Source organism: Arthrobacter senegalensis, assembly GCF_059091765.1.
The window spans coordinates 373,907-395,847 of sequence record NZ_JBNHGZ010000003.1; the positions used below are offsets into that span (position 1 = coordinate 373,907).

At 68.2% G+C, this 21,941-nt stretch carries 18 protein-coding genes; 11 read left to right on the forward strand and 7 right to left on the reverse strand.

The features are described 5' to 3' along the window. Positions 1-95 precede the first annotated feature (95 nt). The 7 genes from AC5RVG_RS11890 to AC5RVG_RS11920 all read left to right on the forward strand — a co-directional run bounded on the left by AC5RVG_RS11890 (position 96) and on the right by AC5RVG_RS11920 (position 9,433). Positions 96-2,093 (forward strand): helix-turn-helix transcriptional regulator, encoded by a 1,998-nt coding sequence (locus AC5RVG_RS11890; protein ID WP_494013989.1) that lies wholly within the window; start codon positions 96-98, stop codon positions 2,091-2,093. A gap of 10 nt (positions 2,094-2,103) precedes the next feature. Next, positions 2,104-2,439, forward strand: coding sequence for a hypothetical protein (locus AC5RVG_RS11895; RefSeq protein WP_494013990.1), 336 nt, complete (start codon positions 2,104-2,106; stop codon positions 2,437-2,439). Between the two features lie 42 nt (positions 2,440-2,481). Next, the gene (tatA, locus tag AC5RVG_RS11900; RefSeq protein WP_493999724.1) at positions 2,482-2,766 is read left to right on the forward strand and encodes a Sec-independent protein translocase subunit TatA; all 285 of its coding nucleotides are present in this window, start codon (positions 2,482-2,484) and stop codon (positions 2,764-2,766) included. A gap of 5 nt (positions 2,767-2,771) precedes the next feature. Continuing rightward, the gene (gene tatC / locus AC5RVG_RS11905) at positions 2,772-3,632 is read left to right on the forward strand and encodes a twin-arginine translocase subunit TatC (RefSeq protein WP_493999725.1); all 861 of its coding nucleotides are present in this window, start codon (positions 2,772-2,774) and stop codon (positions 3,630-3,632) included. A 67-nt stretch (positions 3,633-3,699) separates the two neighbouring features. Then, complete coding sequence (locus AC5RVG_RS11910) at positions 3,700-6,519, forward strand: DEAD/DEAH box helicase (RefSeq protein ID WP_494013991.1); 2,820 nt, start codon at positions 3,700-3,702, stop codon at positions 6,517-6,519. 40 nt (positions 6,520-6,559) lie between these two features. Continuing rightward, a complete protein-coding gene (locus AC5RVG_RS11915; RefSeq protein ID WP_494013992.1) occupies positions 6,560-8,194 on the forward strand; it encodes an amidohydrolase in 1,635 nt (544 codons plus the stop codon). Between the two features lie 507 nt (positions 8,195-8,701). Beyond that, positions 8,702-9,433 carry a polyprenol monophosphomannose synthase gene (locus AC5RVG_RS11920; protein WP_494013993.1) on the forward strand — a complete coding sequence of 244 codons (732 nt, stop codon included), beginning with the start codon at positions 8,702-8,704 and terminating at the stop codon, positions 9,431-9,433. 90 nt (positions 9,434-9,523) lie between these two features. Here the strand turns inward: AC5RVG_RS11920 and AC5RVG_RS11925 are convergent, their stop codons facing one another. From AC5RVG_RS11925 to AC5RVG_RS11935, 3 genes are all read right to left on the reverse strand, one after another. Then, positions 9,524-9,871, reverse strand: a complete 348-nt coding sequence (locus AC5RVG_RS11925; protein ID WP_493978444.1) for an RNA polymerase-binding protein RbpA — start codon at positions 9,869-9,871, stop codon at positions 9,524-9,526. A 271-nt stretch (positions 9,872-10,142) separates the two neighbouring features. Beyond that, a complete protein-coding gene (locus AC5RVG_RS11930) occupies positions 10,143-11,078 on the reverse strand; it encodes an SPFH domain-containing protein (protein ID WP_494013994.1) in 936 nt (311 codons plus the stop codon). 60 nt (positions 11,079-11,138) lie between these two features. Further along, entirely contained in the window at positions 11,139-11,612 is a 474-nt protein-coding gene (locus AC5RVG_RS11935; protein ID WP_494013995.1) for an NfeD family protein, read from the reverse strand. A gap of 267 nt (positions 11,613-11,879) precedes the next feature. Here AC5RVG_RS11935 and yczE point away from each other — a divergent pair, with 267 nt between their 5' ends. Then, a complete protein-coding gene (gene yczE, locus AC5RVG_RS11940) occupies positions 11,880-12,527 on the forward strand; it encodes a membrane protein YczE (protein ID WP_494013996.1) in 648 nt (215 codons plus the stop codon). A gap of 24 nt (positions 12,528-12,551) precedes the next feature. On the opposite strand, the gene AC5RVG_RS11945 is transcribed toward yczE, so the two are convergent. Then, positions 12,552-13,454 carry a methyltransferase domain-containing protein gene (locus AC5RVG_RS11945; RefSeq protein ID WP_494013997.1) on the reverse strand — a complete coding sequence of 301 codons (903 nt, stop codon included), beginning with the start codon at positions 13,452-13,454 and terminating at the stop codon, positions 12,552-12,554. 74 nt (positions 13,455-13,528) lie between these two features. Here AC5RVG_RS11945 and AC5RVG_RS11950 point away from each other — a divergent pair, with 74 nt between their 5' ends. Next, a complete protein-coding gene (locus AC5RVG_RS11950) occupies positions 13,529-15,628 on the forward strand; it encodes a S9 family peptidase (protein ID WP_494013998.1) in 2,100 nt (699 codons plus the stop codon). On the opposite strand, the gene AC5RVG_RS11955 is transcribed toward AC5RVG_RS11950, so the two are convergent. Together AC5RVG_RS11955 and AC5RVG_RS11960 are read right to left on the reverse strand one after the other, a co-directional pair. After that, on the reverse strand, positions 15,625-16,257 hold the full coding sequence (locus AC5RVG_RS11955; RefSeq protein ID WP_494013999.1) for a peptide deformylase: 633 nt from the start codon (positions 16,255-16,257) through the stop codon (positions 15,625-15,627). The two genes, AC5RVG_RS11950 and AC5RVG_RS11955, sit on opposite strands and share 4 nt — an antisense overlap. A 64-nt stretch (positions 16,258-16,321) precedes the next feature. Beyond that, complete coding sequence (locus AC5RVG_RS11960; protein ID WP_494014000.1) at positions 16,322-17,224, reverse strand: hypothetical protein; 903 nt, start codon at positions 17,222-17,224, stop codon at positions 16,322-16,324. 61 nt (positions 17,225-17,285) lie between these two features. On the opposite strand from AC5RVG_RS11960, the gene AC5RVG_RS11965 reads away from it, so the two are divergent. Both AC5RVG_RS11965 and AC5RVG_RS11970 read left to right on the forward strand, forming a co-directional pair. Continuing rightward, entirely contained in the window at positions 17,286-18,227 is a 942-nt protein-coding gene (locus tag AC5RVG_RS11965; protein ID WP_494014001.1) for a 5'-3' exonuclease, read from the forward strand. Between the two features lie 191 nt (positions 18,228-18,418). Then, complete coding sequence (locus AC5RVG_RS11970; RefSeq protein WP_494014002.1) at positions 18,419-20,806, forward strand: ATP-binding cassette domain-containing protein; 2,388 nt, start codon at positions 18,419-18,421, stop codon at positions 20,804-20,806. Between the two features lie 592 nt (positions 20,807-21,398). Here the strand turns inward: AC5RVG_RS11970 and AC5RVG_RS11975 are convergent. Next, positions 21,399-21,824 carry a GNAT family N-acetyltransferase gene (locus tag AC5RVG_RS11975; RefSeq protein ID WP_494014003.1) on the reverse strand — a complete coding sequence of 142 codons (426 nt, stop codon included), beginning with the start codon at positions 21,822-21,824 and terminating at the stop codon, positions 21,399-21,401. Positions 21,825-21,941: the final 117 nt, after the last annotated feature.

Here is a 21,941-nt window from a genome sequence, read left to right on the forward strand (position 1 = left end):
AGGGGGCGGAGCGACGGAGAACGTTAGTTCATCGTTACTCCGCCCCTTCGGCGTTGACTTCACCCCGAAACCCTCCAGCCAGTAACGTTTCAACTATGTCCGCCTCCAAGACCGAACGACTCCTCAACCTGCTGATCGCGCTGCTGGAACGCCGCCGGGGCTACAGCAAGGAGGAGCTGCGCGCGCTGATCCCGCCGTATCGCGAGGCGACCAGCGACGACGCCTTCAACCGGCTGTTCGAGCGGGACAAAGAGGACCTGCGGGAAATGGGCATCCCGGTGGAGACGTTCCCGGACGACACGCTCTACGAAAACGACAACAGCGGGCTGCGGTACCGGATCGACCGGCACAAGTACCGGTTGCCGGAACTCCACTTCACCGCCCGGGAGAGCGCGGTGCTCTCGCTGGCCTCCCGCTTGTGGCAGCAGGCCTCGCTGGGGTCGGCAGCCGCCCGGGCCGTCCGCCGGCTCGACGTGCACGGAGCCTTGGCCGACGGCGATCCACTGATCGGGGTGGAACCGCGCATCCGCACCGCGGAGCCGGCCTTCGAACCGCTGCTCAAGGCGGTGTTGGACCACACCCCGGTCTCCTTCGACTACCGGTCGCCCAAAGACGGCCGGCCGCAGCCGCGGCGGGTGGAGCCCTGGGGGCTGGGCAACCGCTACGGCCACTGGTACCTGGCCGGCCGCGACCTGGACCGGGACGCCCAGCGCACCTTCCGGCTGTCCAGGATCACCTCCACCATCAAGAAGCTGAACGGGACCTACAGCATCCCGGAAGGCTTCGCCATGCGCACGGTGCTGGACGGGCTGCAGGCGCCGGAGGACAACGGGACCGCCGTCCTCCTGCTCCGGCAGGACAAGGCCAACTCGCTGCGCGCGGCCGCCGCACCCGCCGAGGACGTCCGGCCGCCGGTGGGCTGGGACGCCGTCACACTTGGCTACGGCGACGCGGAGGTGCTGGCGGAGGAAATTGCCTCGCACGGCGCCAACGCCCTGGTCCAGGGTCCGGACGAGCTGCGCGGCGCCGTGGTGCGCCGGCTGGAAGGCGCCCTGGCCGCCGCCACCCAGGCACCGCCGTCGTACACCCTGCTGGAGGACAGCTCGCGGCCGGCACGGAAGACGGGGTCCCTGGACCATCTGCCGCGGCTGCTGGACCTGGTCTCCTACGTCACGGCGAATCCGGGGGTGCCGCTGGACGCCACCGCCGAAAAGTTCAAGATCAGCAAGAACCAGCTGATCAAGGACCTGAACCTGCTGTTCGTCTGCGGGACTCCCGGCTATGGCCCGGACCAGCTCATCGAAGCCTTCTGGGAAGACGGCACGATTTCCATCAACAACGCCGACGAGATCGACAAGCCGGTGCGCCTGAGCCTGGACGAGGCGCTCTCGCTGGTGGTCGGCCTGCAGGCCCTCGAGACGGTGCCCGGGGTGGGGGAGCAGCCCGCCCTGCGCAGCGCGCTCAGCAAGCTGCTGGCGGCGGCCGGCGGGGTTGCCGCCCGCCACACGGCCATCGCCGCGGATCTGGCGGCGGAGGACAGCACGCCCGAGGTGCTCGCGCTGCAGGAAGCCGCGGCCGCCCGGCGCAGCGTGGACATCGACTACCTCGTGCCGTCCCGGGATGAGATGACGAACCGCCGGATCGATCCGCTCCGGGTCTTCGCCGTGGACGGCCACTGGTACACCGAGGCCTGGTGCCACCGCCAGCAGGCCGTGCGGCAGTTCCGGGTAGACCGCATGCGCTCCCTGGCCGCCACCGCCGAGCACTTTGAGCCGCCGGCCGAACGGAGCAGCGAATTCCCCGACAGCCTGTTCACCCCGCAGGAGACGGACCAGGTGGTGGTCCTGCGGATCTCCGAGCGCCTGGCCGAACTGGCCGACCAATACAATGCCCGGCGCCGCGCGGTCCTTGCGGACGGTTCGCTCGCGGCCGAAATCCGGCTGTCCAGCACGGCTGTGCTGCCCGGCCTGGCGGCACGCCACGGCGGCGAAGTTGCCGTGCTGGAACCGGCGGAGGCGGCCGGCCAGACCCGGGAATGGCTGCGGCAGGCGCTGGAGGCCTACCGCGAGGCCCCGGCTTCGGCCGGAAGCTAGAGTGGACAGCATGCCCCTTTGGTTCTGGATCCTTCTCTGGGTTGCCCTTTGCGCGCTGGCCCTGGTGTTCATCGCCCTGCTCGGCTGGCGGATTTTCCGCCAGTTCATGCGAACTTTGCGTGAATTCGAGGCGGCGGCCGACCGGCTGGCCGGCGGACTCCAGACGGAACGGCAGCCCGCCGACCCGCACCGCCCCCGGCTGGCACTCTTCGCCGACTCCACGGTACTCAAGGAGGAATACGTCCAGGGCAAGGAGCGGAGGCGCGAGGAGCGGAGGCAGCGCAGGTTCGCCCGGCGCGCCGCCCGCGGCCAGCGGCAGTCCCTCCGCGATCTGCGGCTGTCCTGACCCGCCGATGGCATAGGATGGACTAGACGAAAGGAACCACGCATGGGACGACTCTTCGATAACCCCTGGACCATCATTATTCTGGTGATCATTGTGCTGCTGCTCTTTGGCGCACCGAAGCTGCCGGGCCTTGCCCGGAGCCTGGGCCAGTCCATGCGGATCTTCAAGTCCGAGGTGAAGCAGATGAAGGACGACGACGCGTCCACCGCCGCCCCGGACTCGGAACCCGTCGAGGGCCGCGTGGTCAACCCGCCGCGGAACAACACTGACAACCGCGGACAGCAGCCGAATGCGAACGGCGGATCCCCATCGCCGCACCAGCAGTAAGGGCCGTGGCCGGTAAGAAAGGCCGGAAGGCCAACCCTGAGGGGCGGATGCCGCTCAAGGCCCATCTGAAAGAACTCCGCAACCGGCTCATCGTTTCCGGCATTGCCGTCCTGCTCGGCGCGGTCGCCGGCTGGTTCCTGTACGACCCCGTGATGGTCGCCGTCCAGGCACCGCTGATGGAAATCTCGGCGGAAGAGGGCCGGCGCGCGGAAATCAACTACGGCAGTGTCGGATCTCCGTTCGACCTGAAAATCCAGGTCTCCATCTTCCTGGGGCTGCTGGTCAGCTCCCCGGTGTGGATCTACCAGGTGTGGGCCTTCATCACGCCCGGCTTGAAGACCAAGGAACGCCGCTACACGCTCGGCTTCATGGTCGCCGCCGTGCCGCTGTTCCTGCTGGGGATCTACTTCGGCTGGATCGTGCTCCCGGAGATCGTCAAGGTGCTGACCATGTTCACGCCGGAAGGCGGCGTGAACCAGATCCTGGCCACCGACTACCTGACGTTCGTGATGCGGATGTTCCTCTCCCTCGGCATCGCGTTCCTGCTCCCCGTGGTGTTGGTGGGGCTGAATTTCGCCGGCCTGCTGTCCGGCCGCCGCGTGATCAAGAGCTGGCGGATCGTGGTGTTCGTGGTCTGCCTGGTGGCGGCGATGGCCGCCCCCGGCCCGGATGCCATGTCCATGTTCCTGCTGGCGGCCCCCTTGCTGGCGTTGTTCTTCGTGGCAACCGGCATCAGCCTGCTCAACGACAAGCGCCGGGACAAGCGGCGCAAGGTCCGTGAAGCGGAAGTAGCCGCCGGCGTCGACCAGGCCACGCCGCTCGATCAGCTGAAGGCCGACAACCCGGAGCAGGACGGAGCCAAATAGGCTGCGGCCCGGCCAGGGGCCGGCGGCACCCATCGGGCCGGCGGATTTAAGCGGATAGGCTTTTGCTATGAGTTCCCCCTCCGAACGCTACCTTGCGGCCGCCGAACGGGTGGCCTTCTCCAAGACCCGGCTGTACTCGTTCAGCCAGACGCTCGGATTCGAACTCGACCCGTTCCAGCGCGAGGCGTGCGAGGCCCTGGAGCGCGGCCGCGGCGTCCTGGTTGCGGCCCCCACCGGCGCCGGCAAGACCGTCGTCGGCGAGTTTGCCGTCTACATGGCCCTGCAGCGGGGACTCAAGGCGTTCTATACGACGCCGATCAAGGCCCTGAGCAACCAGAAGTACAACGAATTGGTGGCGACCTACGGCGCGGAGCGGGTGGGGCTGCTCACCGGGGACACCTCGGTCAATCCGCACGCGGACGTGGTGGTGATGACCACCGAGGTATTGCGGAACATGCTGTACGCCAATTCCGACACCCTCCTGGACCTGGGCTATGTGGTGATGGACGAAGTCCACTACCTGGCCGACCGGTTCCGCGGCGCAGTGTGGGAAGAGGTCATCATCCATCTGCCCGACGACGTGCAGTTGGTCTCACTGTCTGCGACCGTCTCGAACGCGGAGGAGTTCGGCGCCTGGTTGGACACCGTCCGCGGCGACACCGACGTGGTGGTGTCCGAGCACCGCCCGGTGCCGCTGTGGCAGCACGTCATGGTCGGCTCGGACCTGTTCGATCTTTTCGCCGGCGACGTCGCCTTCGACGAAACCGCGCAGGAATCCGGCACCGGCAGCGGCCGCGCCTACGAGGTGAACCCCGAGTTGTTGAAACTGGCGTCGGCCGAGCACCGGCTCAACCGCAGCGCCAACTGGGGCCGTTCCGGCGGCCGGCGCGGGCGGCGCGCGCCCGAACCCCCGCGGCAGGCCCTGACCCGGATTCGGCGCGCCAGCCGGCCGCAGGTCATCGCCAAGCTCGACAGCGAGGGACTGCTGCCGGCCATCACGTTCATTTTCTCCCGCAACGGCTGCGACGCCGCCGTGAAGCAGTGCCTGGAATCCGGGTTGCTGCTCACCACGGAGAAGGAACGCGCCGTCATCGTCCGCCGCGTGGACGAGGCCGTGCAGGACATAGCCGAAGAGGACCTGGACGTGCTGGGCTTTTGGACCTGGCGCGAAGGCCTGTCCCGCGGCTTTTCCGCCCACCACGCCGGCATGCTGCCGACGTTCAAGGAGGTGGTCGAGAAGCTCTTCGCCGACAACCTGGTCCGCGCCGTTTTCGCCACGGAGACGCTGGCGCTGGGCGTCAACATGCCGGCGCGGACGGTGGTGCTGGAGAAACTGGACAAGTTCAACGGCGAGGCGCACGTCGACATCACGGCAGGGGAGTACACGCAGCTCACCGGCCGCGCCGGCAGGCGGGGCATCGACGTCGAAGGCCATGCCGTGGTGCTCTGGCAGCCCGGCACGGATCCGGGAGCCGTAGCCGGCCTGGCGTCACGGCGGACGTATCCGCTGAACTCCAGTTTCCGGCCCACCTACAACATGAGCATCAACCTGATCGCGCAGTTTGGCCGCGGCCCGGCCCGGGAGATCCTGGAAACCTCGTTCGCGCAGTTCCAGGCCGACCGCTCCGTGGTGGGCCTGGCCAAGCAGGTGCGCAGCCGGGAAGAGTCGCTGGCCGGCTACGAGAAGGCCATGAGTTGCCACCTGGGCGACTTCAACGAATACGCCCGCCTGCGCCGGGACCTGAACGAGGTCGAGAAACGCGCCTCCCGCACCCAGTCCCGGCACCTGCGCTCGGCGGCGGCATCGTCCCTGGACCGCCTGCGCCGCGGTGATATCATCGATATTTCGGCGGGCCGGAACCTCGGCTATGCCGTGGTGCTGGACCGGGACGAAGCCGCCCGCGAGCCCCGCCCCACGGTGCTGACCCAGGAAAAGCACATCCGCCGCATTTCCGTCGACGACTTCCAGGGCCCGGTGGAGGTACTCTCCACCATCCGGATCCCCAAGACATTCAACGCGCGCAGCCCCAAGGAACGCCGCGATCTGGCGTCCTCGCTGCGCAATGCCCTGCACGACAAGCGCCCGCCGCGGCGGGGGAGCGAGCACCGTGACTTCATCGTCCCCGGCGGGACCCAGGCCGAGCGGGAGATCAACGACCTGCGCCGCAAGCTCAAGGCCCACCCCTGCCACGGCTGCAGCGACCGGGAAGACCATGCCCGCTGGGCGGAGCGCTGGTGGAACCTCCGCAAGGAAACCGACCAGCTGGTGACGCAGATCCAGGGCCGCACCAACACCATCGCCAAGACCTTCGACCGGGTCTGCCAGGTGCTGGACAGCTATGGCTATCTGGAGACCGGCGGCGACGGTGTCGCCATCAGCCCCGCCGGGGAACGGCTGCGGCGCATCTACGGCGACCGTGACCTGCTGGTGGCGCTGTGCCTGGAGCAGGACGCCTTCGCCGGGCTCACCGCCGCGGAACTGGCGGCCTTCGTGTCCTGCCTCGTGTACCAGGCCAAGCGGGAAGAGGCCGGCATCCGGCCCAAGATGCCCTCGGCCGCCATGGAAGCGTCGGTCATGATCGCCGTCCGTGAATGGTCGCAGCTGACCGATCTTGAGGAACAGCACCGGCTGCCGCTCACCGGCGAGCCGGAGCTGGGACTCGCCTGGCCGATGTACAAGTGGGCCAGCGGCCGGTCCCTGCAGACCGCGCTCAAGGGCACGGACCTCGCCGCCGGCGACTTTGTCCGGTGGGCCAAGCAGGTGATCGACCTGCTGGACCAGCTGATCAAAGTGCCCGCCCTCGATCCTCAGCTCGCGGCCCGCGGCAGGCAAGCCATTGGCTTGGTCCGCCGGGGCGTCGTCGCCTACGCCGCCGTGGCCGAATAGCCCGGCTACCGCGCGCACACCACCTTCTGAAAGGATTTCCATGAGCGAATCTGTCCTGCCCGCTGCCACGGGCCTTACGCTGTACCGCAACGGCAGCGTCTACAGCGCCGCCGACCCGTATGCCACGGCGATGCTCGTCGACGGCGGCACCGTGGCCTGGATCGGGTCGGAGCACGCCGCGACGTCCATCGCGGACGGCAGCATGCGCGTGGTCGACCTCGATGGACGTCTGGTGGCGCCCGGTTTCGTGGACGCGCACGCCCACGTGACGCAGACGGGGCTCGCCCTGTCCTCGCTCGACCTGACCGGCTGCGCGTCGCTGGTGGAACTGCTCGACGCCGTCGCCGCCGCTTCCCGGCAGGACGGCGGCCCCGTCCTGGGCCACGGTTGGGACGAAACCCGCTGGCCCGAGAACCGCGCCCCCTCCGCCGCCGAACTGGATCGCGCGTCGGGCGGGGCGGATGTCTTCCTGACGCGGGTGGATGTCCATTCCGCGGCCGTCTCGGCCGCGCTGGCGACCCGCCTGTCGCTCTCGGAGTTGCCCGGCTGGTCGGAGACGGGGACGGCCAGCGGGCCGGCCCTTGCACGGGCCCGGGCCGCGGTCCAGATCCCTGCAGCCGGCCGGCGCGAAGAGCTCCAGCGGCTGGCCCTCCGGCACGCTGCGTCCCGCGGGTACGTCGCCGTCACGGAAATGGCCGCCCCGCAGCTGGGTCCCGCCGAGGACCTGCTGGCGCTGCTCGAACTCGGCGATGCCGAGCCCGGGCCGAGGATCCTGCCGTATTGGGGGGAGCTGATGACCTCCGCCGAACAGGTCAAGGAAACGGTGCACTACTTCTCCGGCCGCCTGCGGGGGCTGGGCGGGGACCTGACCATGGACGGGTCCGTCGGATCGCATTCGGCGGCCGTCAGTGCGGGCTACGCCGACCTCCCGGGGGAGCACGGGACGCTCTATCTCGACACCGAGGCTGCTGCGCGGCATGTGGAACTGACAGCGGAGCAGGGCATCCAGGCGGGTTTCCACGTGATTGGCGATGCCGGGTTGCTGCGGGTGCTTGACGCCCTGGACCTGGCCGCTAAACGCGTCGGGGACGCGGCGGTACGGTCGGCCCGCCCGCGCCTTGAACATGTGGAAATGGTCCCCGAGGGGGCGCTGGAGCGGATGCTCCGGCACGGGGTGACCGCCAGCATGCAGCCGCTCTTCGACGCCTATTGGGGCGGGGCGGAAGGCATGTATGCCACGCGGCTGGGCGCCGAGTCTGCACTCGCCATGAACGCGGTGGGAACGTTGCAGACTGCGGGCGTTCCGGTCGCGATCGGGTCCGACGCCCCGGTCACGGAACAAAGCCCGTGGGCCGCCGTGAAGGCGTGCCTGGAGCACCATAACCGGTCCGAGCAGATCTCCGCCCGGGCGGCGTTCCTGGCGCACACCAGGGCCGGTTGGCGGGCCGCGGGCGAACGGAACCCCATGGAGGGCCAGCTGGCTCCGGGTACTCCCGCGACGTTCGCCGTCTGGGACGCGGACGAACTCTCCATCCAGACTCCCGACTCGCGGGTGTCCGCTTGGAGCACCGATGCGCGTGCGGGCACGCCGATGCTGCCCTCTCTGGACAGCGGCAGGTTGCCGGTGTGTGTCCGCACGGTGATGAATGGAGTAACCATTTATGACGGCTCCTGAGGCAGTTCCGTTTTCGGCGGTCGCGGAAAAATCTGAACGATTTGTTTGATTTCGAGAACTTTCGACCGCCGGGAGCCCCGCTCTGACGTGCAGGTATGGACAAAACCGCAGGTCAGAGCGGTATTGACACATCCCGCACAACCAGTAGGCTGAACTCTCAATGGGCCGGTATTTCTTCGCGGATACCGGTCCGTGCCGGGGAGAGAGGCTGCTGGCGGCACCTGCCTGCGGGCGGTTGCGCCCGACGTCCCTTGACGAACCGGCACTTCCGGGGTAGGTCCGCACGTCAGTAGAAAACATGTCTGCGTTCCCCCACAGGTTTGCTTTCGTGGCCCGAAGGCGTGTGGACCTACCCTTCCTTTCACCTTTAGGCCGCGCGGCCGGGCGTGCCCGCCGGCCTCCGGTACAAACTCATGGCCTATACTGGACCGTCGATGCGGAAGCCTCCGGGTATCTCCGGCACGAGGAAATCTGCGGTTTGCAGCACAACGTTCGAAAGGCCACTGAGTGCGGGTCGTCACCATCATCCCGACGTATAACGAGATCGAGTCCCTCCCGAAGACAGTAGCCCGCCTCCGCACCGCCGTACCCGGCTCGGACATCCTGGTGGTCGACGACAATTCCCCGGACGGCACCGGAACCTTGGCCGATCGGCTGGCGGCCGATGACTCCGCCATACATGTCCTCCACCGCGAAGGGAAAGCGGGGCTGGGCGCCGCCTACATCGCCGGCTTTCGCTGGGGGCTTGACGCCGGGTACGACGTCCTGGTGGAGATGGACGCCGACGGCTCACACCAGCCCGAGGAACTGACCAGGTTACTGGGCGCACTCGATGGCGGCGCGGACATGGTCAAGGGCTCGCGGTGGATTCCGGGCGGGAAGGTCGTCAACTGGCCACTCCACCGCAAGGCCATCTCGTTGGCCGGCAGCCTGTACTCCCGGCTCATGCTCGGCGTGGCTATCCGGGACATCACCGGCGGCTTCAACGCTTTCAAGGCCGGGACCCTGCGCGCCATCGATCTCGACAGCGTGGAATCGGTTGGTTACTGCTTCCAGATCGACCTCACCTGGCAGACGCTGAAGGCAGGACTGGCGGTCCGTGAAGTGCCGATCACCTTCGTCGAACGCGAATACGGCGACTCGAAAATGAGCGGCGGCATCGTGCTGGAGTCCATCCTGCTGGTCACCAAGTGGGGGATCGCGGACAAGTGGCGGAGACTCCGCGGCCGCAAAGGCTGACCGTGACCGCACAAAACCCCACGGCACAAAGAGAGGGAGCGCGCCCCCGGCGGGCGCGCTCCCTCTCTTTAAGGACGGGGCGGTCAGGCCTTAAGCCGTGCGCCGTTCCCCGCGGCGTTCGCGCAGCTTGGTCAGGCGGTCCTCGAGGATCTGTTCGAGCTCCTCAACGCTGCGGCGTTCCAGCAGCATGTCCCAGTGGGTGCGCACCGGCTTGGCATTCGGGTCGACGGGCTTTTCTCCGTTGACCAGGAGTGCTTCCTTCCCCGACTTGGAAACCCATACCGGGGGGATCTCGGCTTCTGCGGCAAAGGTCACGAACACCTGCTCGCCGTCCTCGCAACGGTACTCAACGCGCTGGCGCGGAGCCGGTTCAACACCGGATTCAGTCTCCATGCTCTGCGCTCCGAGGCGCATACCCCGCAGGCTACGATCGCTCATGATCTCTCCCTCTTGTCTTGTGGCGGACAGGCGGATGGACCGCGTCCGCGATGGCTCGCTAACACTCTCAACGTCGGCGGGCGGCCGTCTGTTCCCGGCCGCGATGATAACGCGAATCCCGCCTGCGTCAAGGATGGTTGTAGGCGGCAACTTCCCGGCAAACCACCCATTATAGTCCGGGCGGCGGTCCCGGGTAAACCGAAGCAGGGGCGCGGAGCATCTGACCGGCTGACGCTCCGGGCTCCCGGCCCCGTGCCTGTTTTCTGCTGTGTCAGCCGCGCAGCTCGCTGCCGATTGTTGAGGCGGCCGGGGCTGTCTCGCTGTCCGGGGTGGCCGTTCCCAGCAGGCTGCCGATGCCCTTGAGCGCCTCGCCCACCTCGCTGGGGATGATCCAGAGCTTGTTCGACTCGCCTTCGGCGATCTTGGGCAGCGTCTGCAGGTACTGGTAGGCCAGCAGCTTCTGTGTGGGGTTGCCCTTGTGGATGGCGTCGAACACCTTCTGGATTGCCTGGGCCTCGCCGTCGGCACGCAGGATCGCTGCCTTGGCGTCGCCTTCGGCGGCGAGGATGGCCGCCTGGCGCTGGCCTTCGGCCGTCAGGATCTGGGACTGTTTGGTGCCTTCAGCCGTCAGGATGGCCGCCCGGCGGTCGCGCTCGGCCCGCATCTGCTTTTCCATGGAGTCCTGGATGGAGTGGGGCGGGTCAATCGCCTTGAGTTCCACGCGGGAGACGCGGATGCCCCAGCGCCCGGTCGCCTCGTCCAGGACGCCGCGGAGCTGGCCGTTGATCTGGTCGCGTGAGGTGAGCGCCTCTTCCAGGTTCAGGCCGCCCACCACGTTGCGGAGCGTGGTGGTGGTCAATTGCTCCACTGCCTGGATGTAGTTGGCGATCTCATAGGTCGCGGCGCGGGCATCGGTCACCTGGAAGTAGACGACGGTGTCGATGGAGACCACCAGGTTGTCTTCGGTGATGACCGGCTGCGGGGGAAAGGACACGACCTGTTCGCGCAGATCCAGCAGCGGCAGCAGCCGGTCCACGAAGGGGATCAGGATGGTCAACCCGGGGTTCAGCGTGCGCTGGTACTTGCCCAGCCGTTCCACGACGCCCGCCCGTGCCTGCGGGATGATCCGCACGGCGCGGACGAGCACGATCACGACGAAGACGATCAGGACCAGCAGCACGATCCAGATTCCGATATTGCTATCCATAGTTCCCCTCTAAGAGTGGTTTCAGTGGGTCACGGTGCCGGCACGATGCCCGCCCGGGTCTTACTGGGCCGGCAGCGGCCCGTCCGCGCGCTGCGGAGTCACGACGGCGGTCGCCCCCTCGATCCGGGCGACCGAAACGCGCTGGCCGGCCGGGATGGGCGAGCCGTCCGCCGACCGGGCCGACCACGTATCGCCGCCGATCTTCACGACGCCGGAATGATCGGTGACGGATTCGAGGGTCATCGCCGATTCGCCGATCAGCCGGTCAACGTTGGTAGCCAGGTCCCGCGGTCCGCTGCGCAGATGCCGCAGCGCTACCGGTCGGACGAAAAGGACCATCAGCATCGCGACCACGCAGAAGATGACCACCTGCATCCAGAAGGGCAGGCCGAGCAGCGCCGCGAACAGGGCCACGAGCGCCCCGGAGGACATCATGATGAAGAACAGGTCCAGCGTCATCATTTCGACGATGGCCAGGATCAGGAACACGGCCAGCCAGAGGACCCAGCTGTTGGCGACGAGCCATTCGATCATCAGTACCCCCTGATGTTGGAGCAGCCGCCGTCTCCCGAGCCTGCCTCTTGCACGCATGCATGAAACCGCGGGCTGCCGGTGCCCTTAGTACCTCCATCATGCCCGACGACGACGCGCGGCGGAGTGAAATCCGTCACTTCCGGACGCTCCGAGGCGTTTCGTGGCCAAGTTGTGACCAGATAGGCCGTCCCGCGGGCCTGGGTGCGTTGCCGGATAGGATGATCCAGTGCTGAACACCGCGCCCTGCCGCGCACCCCGGAACCGGCCATGCGAACCCTGCTGACCAGCAATCGGCTGTCCCTGCGGACGCTGCGGCTGCTGGCCGGCCTCTTCGCCTACGGGATCGCCATCGCGCTGATGATCAGGGCCAACCTTGGCTCGGCCCCCTGGGATGTGCTCAGCCAGGGCGTCGCCAAGGCCACGGGCATCAGTTTCGGCTGGGCCACGGTGGCGATCAGCGCGGCCGTGCTGCTGTTGTGGATCCCGCTGCGGCAAAAGCCGGGCGCGGGAACGGTCGCGAACGCCATCCTCGTGGGGTTTTTCGCCGACTTCGGGCTGCTGCTCATCCCGGTTTGGGATCACCTGGCCGCGCAGGTCCTCTCGTTCACGGCCGGACTGGTCCTGCTGGCGGCGGCCAGCGCGCTGTATATCGGGGCAGGCCTCGGACCCGGACCCAGGGACGGCCTGATGACCGGCCTGCACGCCGCGACCGGTTGGCAGGTCTGGATAGTCCGCACCGGCATCGAAGCAGCGGCAACCCTCGCCGGGTGGCTGCTCGGCGGCGTCGTGGGCCTCGGCACCCTGGTGTTCGTCCTGGCCATCGGACCCTTGATCCAGCTGTTCCTGAAGTGGATGTTCGTCGACCTGAATCCGGGCGTCCGGAAGAAATCCCACGCCAGGCCCGGCCGCGGCTAGGGGGCGCTCGGACACCGGCGGCGGCTAACCGGCGGGGCGGACGGGCTCCCCGCCGCGGCCGCGGCGCCGGTACGTGCTCACGGTGAAACGCGCGGTGACCTGCAGCGGCCGTCCGGCATCTCCGACGGCCGCACGCACCGCGTCGGCGTCGGTGTGGTGGGCGTTGGGCCCCATCATGACCAGCCGCACGATGTCCTCGGCGCCCAACTGAAGCGGCACCTGCAGCGGATCGGCGGCCAGTTCTTCGAAGTCGCCGCCCAGGGCCGCCCCCAGCCGGTCGGCCTTATCGGTGTCGACGGCCAGCAGCGGGACCACGTCACGCAGCTCGTCCAGGTGCCCCGGCGCAGCGGTGGCGACCACCAGGTGCCCGTTCGGTTTCAGCACACGGGCGAATTCGGCCGGGTTACGGGGCGCAAAAACGTTGAGGATCAGGTCCACGGTCCCGGCCGCCAGCGGCAGCGGCTTCCAGAGGTCCCAGACCAGGCACAAGGCGTCCGGCAGCATCCGGGCCGCGCGCCGGAGGGCGAACTTGGACAGGTCCAGCGCCACGGCCCGCCCGTCGCCCAGCCCCATGAGGACGGCCGCGAGGTAGTAGCCGGTACCGGCGCCGGCATCCAGCACCACGGGAGCGGGGGAGCCGGGCTGGAGGGCGCGGACCGTTCGGGACAGCTGGTCCGCCAGGGGTGCGTAGTGGCCGGCGCCCAGGAACGCCTCCCGGGCGGACACCATGTCGGCCGTGTCCGGGGTGAACCGGGTGCCGCGCCCGGTGAGCATATTGACGTAACCCTGCCGGGCGCCGTCGTACTGGTGACCCTCCGCGCAGCGCAGCCCCTGGGCCGGGGTGGGCCCGGCGGCCAGCAGTCCTTCCCCGCAGACCGGGCAGAGCAGCAGCGGGATCAGGTCCTGGAAGTGCGGGGCGGAGGGCATGCTCCATCCTAGGCAAAGCCGGACCACGATCCGCCGATTGGCTCCGGCCTGCTGGTGAGACTAGGCTCACAGTCGTGCGATCTGAAGACATTGCTTTATTAAATTCCGTGTCCGCCCCCACGCTCCATCCGGACGGCGGCCGGGCCGCGGTTTCGGCCACGCATCCCGACTTCGCGTCGGACAGCTACGTGGGGCAACTGTGGGAAGTCCCGCTGGACGACGGCGGCGGTGCGCCCCGCCGCCTCACGCGCGGCTTTAGGGACACCGCACCCGCCTACTCGCCCGACGGGCTCTGCCTGGCGTTCCTCCGTGCGGCCGGGCCGGGGGAGCGGGCGCAACTGATGGTGGTGGACAGCCGGGGCGGGGAGCCGGTCGCGGTCACCGACGAGAAACTGGGTGTCTCCTCGTTCGTCTGGTCCCCGGACTCACGCCGCCTGGTCTTCGCGGCCCGGGTCCCCGCCGACGGTCGCTACGGCACGATGGACGGGGTTGGCCCCGGCGCCGAGGACGCCCGGCTGGTCACCGGCTACAAGTACCGCCTGAACGGGGTCGGCTACACCGGCGACAAGCGGGCCCAGCTGTTCGAGGTGGACGCACCGGATCTGCAGGCCGAACCGCCGGTCGCCCCGGTGGGCCGCGCCGCCCGGCAGGCGGGCCGGGACGGCGAAGACGCTTTTACCGCCGTGCCCCAAGCGCGCCGGCTGACGTTCGCGGACGCCGACCATGACTGCCCGGCCTTCAGCCCGGACGGCCGCACGCTCTACTTCACCGCCGCCCTCCACGAGGGAGCCGACGAGGACCTGCGCCGGGACGTGTACGCGCTGGAGCCCGACGCTGCCGGCGGCAGCCCGCGGCTGATGTCCAACCTTTCCGGCCCGCTCCTGGCCGCCGCGGCGCCACAGCCCAGCGCCGACGGCCGCTGGCTGTTCTACCTCGGCAGCCTCATCGGCGGCGGGAGGGACTTCGTGGCGCAGAATACCGCACTGTACGCGGCTCCGGTCTCCGCCCCCCACGAGGTGCGCCGCCTGACCGATCCGGAGGGGACGGACCTGGGCGAAGGCACGCTGGTAGCGGCCGGCCCGGATGCGGTGCTGGCCTTGAACCGGCAGCGCGGGGCCGTGCAGCTGGTGGAGGTCTCGGCAACCGGCGGCATGGCGGTCCTGGCCGACGGGCCGCTGACCGCAGCGGGGGCCGCCCGGGCGGCGGGCCGCACCGTCGTCAGTTTCTCCGATGGGTCGACCGCCGGTGACCTGGGGCTCGTGGCCGGCGGCGGACTCACCCGGCTGACCGACTTCTCCGCGGAGCTGCGGAACTCGGGCCTCATTGCGCCGCGGGAAGAGACTTTTGCTTCGGCCGACGGATACCCGGTGCACGGCTGGGTGCTGCTGCCCGAGGGCCGGGGGCCGCATCCCGTGCTGCTGAATATCCACGGCGGGCCGTTCGCGCAGTACGGCTGGGAGGTTTTCGACGAGGCACAGGTTTATGCCCGGGCCGGCTACGCCGTCGTCATGTGCAACCCGCGCGGATCCGCGGGCTACGGGCAGGCGCACGGGCGCGCCGTCAAGGGAGCGATGGGAACCCTCGCCATGGCCGATGTCCTGGCGTTCCTGGAGGGTTCCATCGCCAAATACCCGCAGCTGGACGGTACGCGGCAGGGCATCATGGGCGGATCATACGGCGGCTACCTGACCGCCTGGACGGTGTCCCGGGACCACCGGTTCACCGCCGCGATCGTGGAGCGGGGATACCTGGATCCGCCGTCATTCGTCGGCTCCTCGGACATCGGCTGGTTCTTCTCCGACGAATACACCGGCACGGCTCCCGAGCAGGTGCGCGGCCAGAACCCGTTCGCCCGGCTGGATTCGGTCCGGACGCCGGTGTTCGTCATCCACTCCGAAGACGACCTGCGCTGCCCGCTGGAACAGGCCCAGCGCTACTACGTGGGCCTCAAGCAGCGCGGCGTGCCCACGCAATTGCTGATCTTCCCCGGGGAGAACCATGAGCTGTCCCGTACCGGTACGCCGTGGCACCGGAAGCAGCGCTTCGACGAAATCCTGCGTTGGTGGGCGGCATACCTTCCCACGGCGCAGAACAACGACGGCGGACGGGCGGCAGCCGCCGAACCGGATCCCGCAGCCCGGCGTAGCACGGCGGCCGGGCCGTTGCGGGCCTAAAAGGCCAGGCCGGCGCGTGCCCGGTCAATCGTCGGCTGTGCCCAGTGCCGGGTGTACTCGTCGTTGCCGCTCAAAGACCGGGGCTGCATCTTGTCTACGTAGATCGTGCCCGAGAGGTGGTCCGTTTCGTGCTGCACGATTCGGGCCTGCCAGCCCGAGAAGGTCTCGCGCACGCGGACGCCGTCGGGCCGCTCGAAGTCGAGGTCGACGCTGCGGGGGCGTTCCACCACCGCCTGGTAGCCCGCGAAGGACAGGCACCCCTCGTAAAATGCGGCTGTCTCGTCGCCGCGGGCGCGGTAGGACGGATTGATGATGGCGAAGTAGGGGAGCGGGGCCCGTTCCCGGGTGGCGGCCACCTCGGGCGCCGTTGGGAAGGCATCCTCGAGGACCGCGATGCGCAGCGGGATGCCTATCTGCGGCGCCGCCAGTCCGACGCCGGGCGCCGCGTGCATGGTCCGGCGCAGGAGTGCGAGCAGGGCGTTCAGTTCCGCGTCGTCCAATTGCCCGTCGAACGTCGCGGCAGGCTGCCTCAGCACGGGCTCGCCGACCTGCAGGATGGGCGTAGGGTCGCCGGAGGCGACCAGCGAATGAACGAGATCGCGCAGGCGTTCCGCAGGGTAGTCAGTCACAGCTGTCAGTGTAGGGGCGCCGGCCCTTGCTGCGCTGCTGGCCGCTCCGTCCGATCCTGCCCCGCTAGCCGCTTCGGTCCGCGGAGGAGCAGGCGTCGGCGATAAACCGGTATACCTCGCGGGTGAAATCCCGTCCGCCGTCCAACCGCAGCACGCCGGCTCCGCCCGCCGTCCTGATCGTTACCGGAATCTTGGTGCCCAGCTTGTCTTCGGCCAGCGCATGGGGATCGCAGCGGGTCGGCACGACATGCAGGGCCAGGCGCGACGCCGAATCCGTCCCGGCCACCCGGATGTTCCTGGGCCACGGGTGGCCGGCGTCTTCGCTGAGCAAGGTGGTGGTCCCGAAGGATTCGATCACCAGCGAGCCCTTCCCGCCGGACGGCCGGACCTCGACTCCGACGACGGCAGCGCGGCTCCCGGTCAGCACCTGAAGCCCGGGGTTGACCCGAAGCCCGGCCACCGAAGCCGCCGCCTGGGCCAGGCAGTCCCCGGTGTGGTTGCGCGCGAGGACATCGTGCGGATCCCCGGCAGGGACCTCCACCGTGCCCGGCGCGGGGCCCTCGCCGTCAAGGGTCACGGTTATCCGATGCTCCGCAGCAGTCGGGGACGGACCGGCGGAGCACCGGGCGGCCGGCAGGTCGGCCGGCAGGCTCACCGTCGCACCGGGTGCCAGCTTGGTCCCGCCGGTGCGCGTCGGCTTCCAGTCGGCGGCGTCGTCGTAAAGCGGGGAATGCAGCGCCGCGGAGGTGACGAGCAGGGGCTGCGCGGAGGTGTTGGTGATCATGAGGCTGACCACCCGGCCCGTGTAATCCGCCCGGCTCTGGTCCACGGCAGCAGTGATCACGTTCCGGGCGCTCGGAGAAGCAGGGGAGAGGCTCCCGGGAGCGCCCGAACATGCGGCCAGCAGAGCCGCCGTCATCAGCAGCACCACCAAGCCGCTTCGGTACCGCCGGGGACCGGGAGCCATGCCACTAAGGTAGTACCAAGTCCCGTGGACGTGCTCCTCACCGGCAGCGAAAGGGCAACCTGTGGCCGAACGATTGATGCTCCTCGACACCGCGTCGCTGTACTTCCGGGCCTTCCACGCCCTGCCGGACACGATCAAGGCCAAGGACGGCACCCCCGTGAACGCCGTGCGCGGGCTGCTCGACATCATGGCCCGGCTGATCACCGACTACCGGCCCACCCGGCTGGTGGCCTGTTGGGACAACGACTGGCGCCCCGCCTGGCGGGTCGAGCTGCTCCCCACCTACAAGAGCCACCGCGTGGCCCGGCGCGTGCCGGACGGTCTCGATATCGAGGAGACACCGGCGGGCCTGGTCGAGCAACTGCCCCTGATCCGCGAGGTGCTCGACGCGCTCAATGTCGCCGTCGTTGGCGCGGACCATCATGAGGCCGACGACGTCATCGGCAGTCTCGCGGCCCAGGCGGATGTGCCGGTGGATATCGTCACGGGGGACCGGGACCTCTTCCAGCTGGTGGACGACGACCGCGGTGTGCGGGTGATCTACACGGCGCGGGGCATGAGCAACCTCGAGGTGATGACCGACGTGTCGGTGGTGCGCAAGTACAGCGTGCTGCCCAGTCAGTACGCGGACTTCGCCACGTTGCGCGGGGACACGTCCGACGGCCTGCCCGGAGTTGCGGGCATCGGCGACAAGACGGCGGCCGGGCTGCTGAAGGACTACGGCAGCCTCGGCGGGATCGTTGCGGCGGCAGCGGATCCCACGGCTGTCATGGCGGCACGGATGCGGGCCAGGATCACGGAGGCCGCCGATTACCTCGACGTCGCGCCGACCGTTGTCGGCGTCGTCCGCGACCTGGAGCTCGAGACGTTCGATGCCGCCCTCCGGCCGCTGCGCCCCGAAGAGGCAGAGCGGCTTGAGCAGCTCGCGAAGGACCTGAACCTGGGCGGACCGTCCCGCCGCATCCGCCAAGCACTCGAAGCGGTCGGCGAGGCCGCGGAGTAACGACCGGCCGCGCGGCGGACCAAAAATCCGGAGCGGGTTCCGGGCTGGTCCATTAAGGTAAAGAGACGTAACCGTTGCCGCGTCGGGCGGAGGGGCGCCCGCAGGCAAGGCACCCCGAACCGAGCGGACAGCGGTCTCGCCGGCGCAGGGTCGGGCCGTGCGGACGAGGCACCCAAGGGATGGAGACAGCAATGAGCACGGCCACGACGAGGGACCTGCAGCAGCCGTCGCTGCATTCGGCGGACAGCCACGACCAGATCCGGGTGCAGGGCGCGCGGGTGAACAACCTCAGGGACATCAATATCGAGATCCCCAAGCGGCGGCTCACGGTGTTTACCGGGGTCTCGGGATCGGGCAAGAGTTCGCTGGTGTTCGGCACCATTGCCGCGGAGTCGCAGCGCCTGATCAACGAGACCTACAGCGCGTTCGTCCAGGGCTTCATGCCGACATTGTCGCGTCCCGAGGTCGACTTCCTCGCCGGCCTGACCACCGCAATCATCGTGGACCAGGAACGCATGGGCGCCAACCCGCGTTCCACCGTGGGCACGGCCACCGACGCCAACGCCATGCTGCGGATCCTCTTCAGCCGGCTGGGAGACCCGTTTATCGGGTCGCCCAACGCCTTCTCCTTCAACGTCCCGTCGGTCAAGGCCAGCGGGGCCATCACGGTCGAGCGCGGCGGCAAGACCAAGGCGGAGAAGGCCACCTTCAACCGCCTCGGCGGGATGTGCCCGCGTTGCGAAGGCATGGGCTCGGTCAGCGATTTCGACCTGTCCGCGCTCTACGACGACACGAAGTCGCTCTCCGAAGGCGCGCTGACGGTACCCGGCTACAGCATGGACGGGTGGTACGGCCGCATCTTCAGCGGTGCAGGACTGCCCATGGACAAGCCGATTGCGAAGTACACGAAGAAGGAGCTCCACCAGCTGCTTTATTCGGAGCCGACCAAGATCAAGGTGGAAGGGATTAACCTCACCTATGAGGGCTTGATTCCCAAGATCCAGAAATCGATGCTCTCCAAGGACCGTGAGGCGATGCAGCCGCACATCCGGGCCTTCGTGGACCGCGCAATCACCTTCGCCACCTGCCCCGAGTGCAACGGGACCCGGCTCGCGCAGGAGGCGCTGTCGTCGAAAATCCGCGGCAAGAACATCGCGGATCTTTGCCAGATGCAGATCAGCGACCTGGCCGACTGGATCCGCGCTTTGGACGAGCCGTCGGTCGCGCCGCTGCTCACCGGGCTGCAGCACCTGCTCGATTCGTTTGCGGAGATCGGATTGGGGTACCTGTCGCTCGACCGGCCGGCGGGGACGCTGTCCGGGGGAGAGGCACAGCGAACGAAGATGATCCGCCACCTGGGCTCGTCGCTCACCGACGTCACCTACGTGTTTGACGAACCCACCATCGGATTGCACCCCCATGACATCGAGCGGATGAACCAGTTGCTGCTCCAGTTGCGGGACAAGGGCAACACCGTGCTGGTGGTGGAGCACAAGCCCGAGACCATAGCGATTGCCGACCACGTCGTGGATCTCGGGCCGGGCGCGGGCACGTCGGGCGGGACGATCTGCTTCGAAGGCAGCGTTGAGGAACTGCGGGGGAGCGACACCACCACCGGCCGCCACTTCGACGACCGGGCGTCCCTGAAGGAGCCGGTCCGCCCGTTCACCGGTGCCTTGGAGGTCCGGGGCGCCTCGACGCACAACCTGCAGGACGTGGACGTCGACGTCCCGCTCGGAGTACTCGCGGTGATTACCGGGGTCGCCGGCTCGGGCAAGAGTTCGCTGATCCACGGCTCGGTCGCCCGCCGCCCCGGCGTCGTGGTGATTGACCAGGGAGCGATCAAAGGGTCCCGGCGCAGCAATCCGGCCACCTACACCGGGTTGCTCGAACCGATCCGCAAGGCATTCGCCAAGGCCAACGGCGTCAAGCCGGCTTTGTTCAGCTCCAATTCCGAGGGCGCGTGCCCCGTCTGCAACGGCGCCGGCGTCATCTACACCGAACTGGGCATCATGGAAACCGTCGAGTCCACCTGCGAGGAATGCGAGGGGAAGCGGTTCCAGGCGGCCGTGCTGGAATACAGGCTGGGCGGCCGGAACATCGCGGAGGTGCTCGCCATGCCGGTGACCGAGGCCGAGGAGTTCTTCGGCACGGGCGACGCGCGCACGCCGGCCGCCCACAAAATCTTGGAGCGGCTAGCCGACGTGGGACTCGGCTACATGACGCTGGGCCAACCGCTCACCACGCTGTCCGGCGGCGAGCGGCAACGGCTCAAGCTGGCGACCCAAATGGCCGAAAAGGGCGACGTCTACGTGCTCGATGAGCCAACGACGGGACTTCACCTGGCCGACGTCGAGCAGCTCCTCGGCCTGCTGGACCGCCTCGTCGACTCCGGCAAGTCGGTCATCGTGATCGAGCACCACCAGGCCGTCATGGCCCACGCCGACTGGATTATCGACATCGGCCCCGGGGCCGGGCATGCCGGCGGCCGCATTGTCTTCGAGGGGACGCCTGCTGATCTCGTCGCCGATCGTTCCACGCTGACCGGCAAGCACCTGGCGGCCTACGTCGGCGCCTGAAGACTAGGTTGCCGCCGGAGTGCCGAACTCCGGCGGCAGCAGGCGCGTGCAGAGTTATGTCAAGCTAATGCTGGCTTCAGGGGAGTGCCGACGTTGTTCGGGGGATCCCGATTGCACACGCGGTTGCGGGAAAACAGCTTTTCCAGCCCACTATCGGGTCTCGCCTCGAACTCGCCGCACAGATAGCGTGACATTTAGTCCTGCTGCCTGTTGCCAACGTTCGGCGAGCTCGTGTGTCTGTGGACGACAAGGAATCATTGGACCCACGAGCCGAACACAGCCGGCCTGCAGCGAGATGCACCGGTCAGGCGCGCAGGCCAGGACACTCGAAAGCTGGTCATAACGCGCAGCCAACGACCGCGTCAACATGCGCCGCAGCAGGAGGCGAACCGCCCCGGATTGGGTCCCCGCTTAGGCCTTTCCGTAACGCCGATAATCCACATTATGTCAAGTAGTGGCTCGGCTGGGGCATCCATCCTGTCCCCTGACGGCCGGGACTTCAGAGACGTGCTGCCCAGGGCCAGATTGCGCTGAAGCGCGGGCGGCGGCGTCTTGAAGAGCACAGCGCCGTCGGTATTTGGACGGTCGCACGTCAGCGGAACCGGGCGAAGACGCGGACGGGACCTGATTCGAAATCCGATCCCTCGGTCAGTCCCATGGATTGGTAGAAGGCGCGTTGCCGAGGTTCATCATCGGTGATGAGCACCGTTTGCCGAACGTGCTGGTACCGCTGCCTCACATGATCAAAAAGGGCGCGCCCTACGCCTGTTCCCTGAAACGCCGGGTGCACCAGGATGTCTTGCACATAACAGATTGTTGCGTCGTCCGAAACGGTCCGTGCGAGGCCTATTAGCTTGCCGTGTTCAGTCCGAGCCGCTGCTACGAAGGACGAGTTCCTTATCGCACGATAGAGCAGATCCGGGTTGTTGGTATAAGCCGCCCAACCAACAGACTCATAGAGCGAAAGCAGTTCTGCATCGGATACTGGCAAGGCGGTCGATATCGTGAAAGCAGCCACTGACCCAGTGTCGCACTGTGATTTCCCTTGGCGTTCGATGCCGGTGAAGTCCCGCGTGCCCCGGCTTCCGATTGCCAAGCGGGATGCCAGGATGTTCCGCAGTCCCCTGCCTCCTGA

Excerpts from the sequence above, each read along its gene's own strand:
- AC5RVG_RS11935 (WP_494013995.1), bottom strand. The coding sequence starts at position 11,612 with ATGATCGAATGGCTCGTCGCCAACAGCTGGGTCCTCTGGCTGGCCGTG.
- AC5RVG_RS11945 (WP_494013997.1), bottom strand. The coding sequence starts at position 13,454 with ATGCCCTCCGCCCCGCACTTCCAGGACCTGATCCCGCTGCTGCTCTGC.
- AC5RVG_RS11960 (WP_494014000.1), bottom strand. The coding sequence starts at position 17,224 with ATGGCTCCCGGTCCCCGGCGGTACCGAAGCGGCTTGGTGGTGCTGCTG.
- AC5RVG_RS11895 (WP_494013990.1), top strand. The coding sequence starts at position 2,104 with ATGCCCCTTTGGTTCTGGATCCTTCTCTGGGTTGCCCTTTGCGCGCTG.
- AC5RVG_RS11930 (WP_494013994.1), bottom strand. The coding sequence starts at position 11,078 with ATGGATAGCAATATCGGAATCTGGATCGTGCTGCTGGTCCTGATCGTC.
- AC5RVG_RS11915 (WP_494013992.1), top strand. The coding sequence starts at position 6,560 with ATGAGCGAATCTGTCCTGCCCGCTGCCACGGGCCTTACGCTGTACCGC.
- yczE (WP_494013996.1), top strand. The coding sequence starts at position 11,880 with ATGCGAACCCTGCTGACCAGCAATCGGCTGTCCCTGCGGACGCTGCGG.
- AC5RVG_RS11970 (WP_494014002.1), top strand. The coding sequence starts at position 18,419 with ATGAGCACGGCCACGACGAGGGACCTGCAGCAGCCGTCGCTGCATTCG.
- AC5RVG_RS11910 (WP_494013991.1), top strand. The coding sequence starts at position 3,700 with ATGAGTTCCCCCTCCGAACGCTACCTTGCGGCCGCCGAACGGGTGGCC.
- AC5RVG_RS11925 (WP_493978444.1), bottom strand. The coding sequence starts at position 9,871 with ATGAGCGATCGTAGCCTGCGGGGTATGCGCCTCGGAGCGCAGAGCATG.
- AC5RVG_RS11890 (WP_494013989.1), top strand. The coding sequence starts at position 96 with ATGTCCGCCTCCAAGACCGAACGACTCCTCAACCTGCTGATCGCGCTG.
- tatA (WP_493999724.1), top strand. The coding sequence starts at position 2,482 with ATGGGACGACTCTTCGATAACCCCTGGACCATCATTATTCTGGTGATC.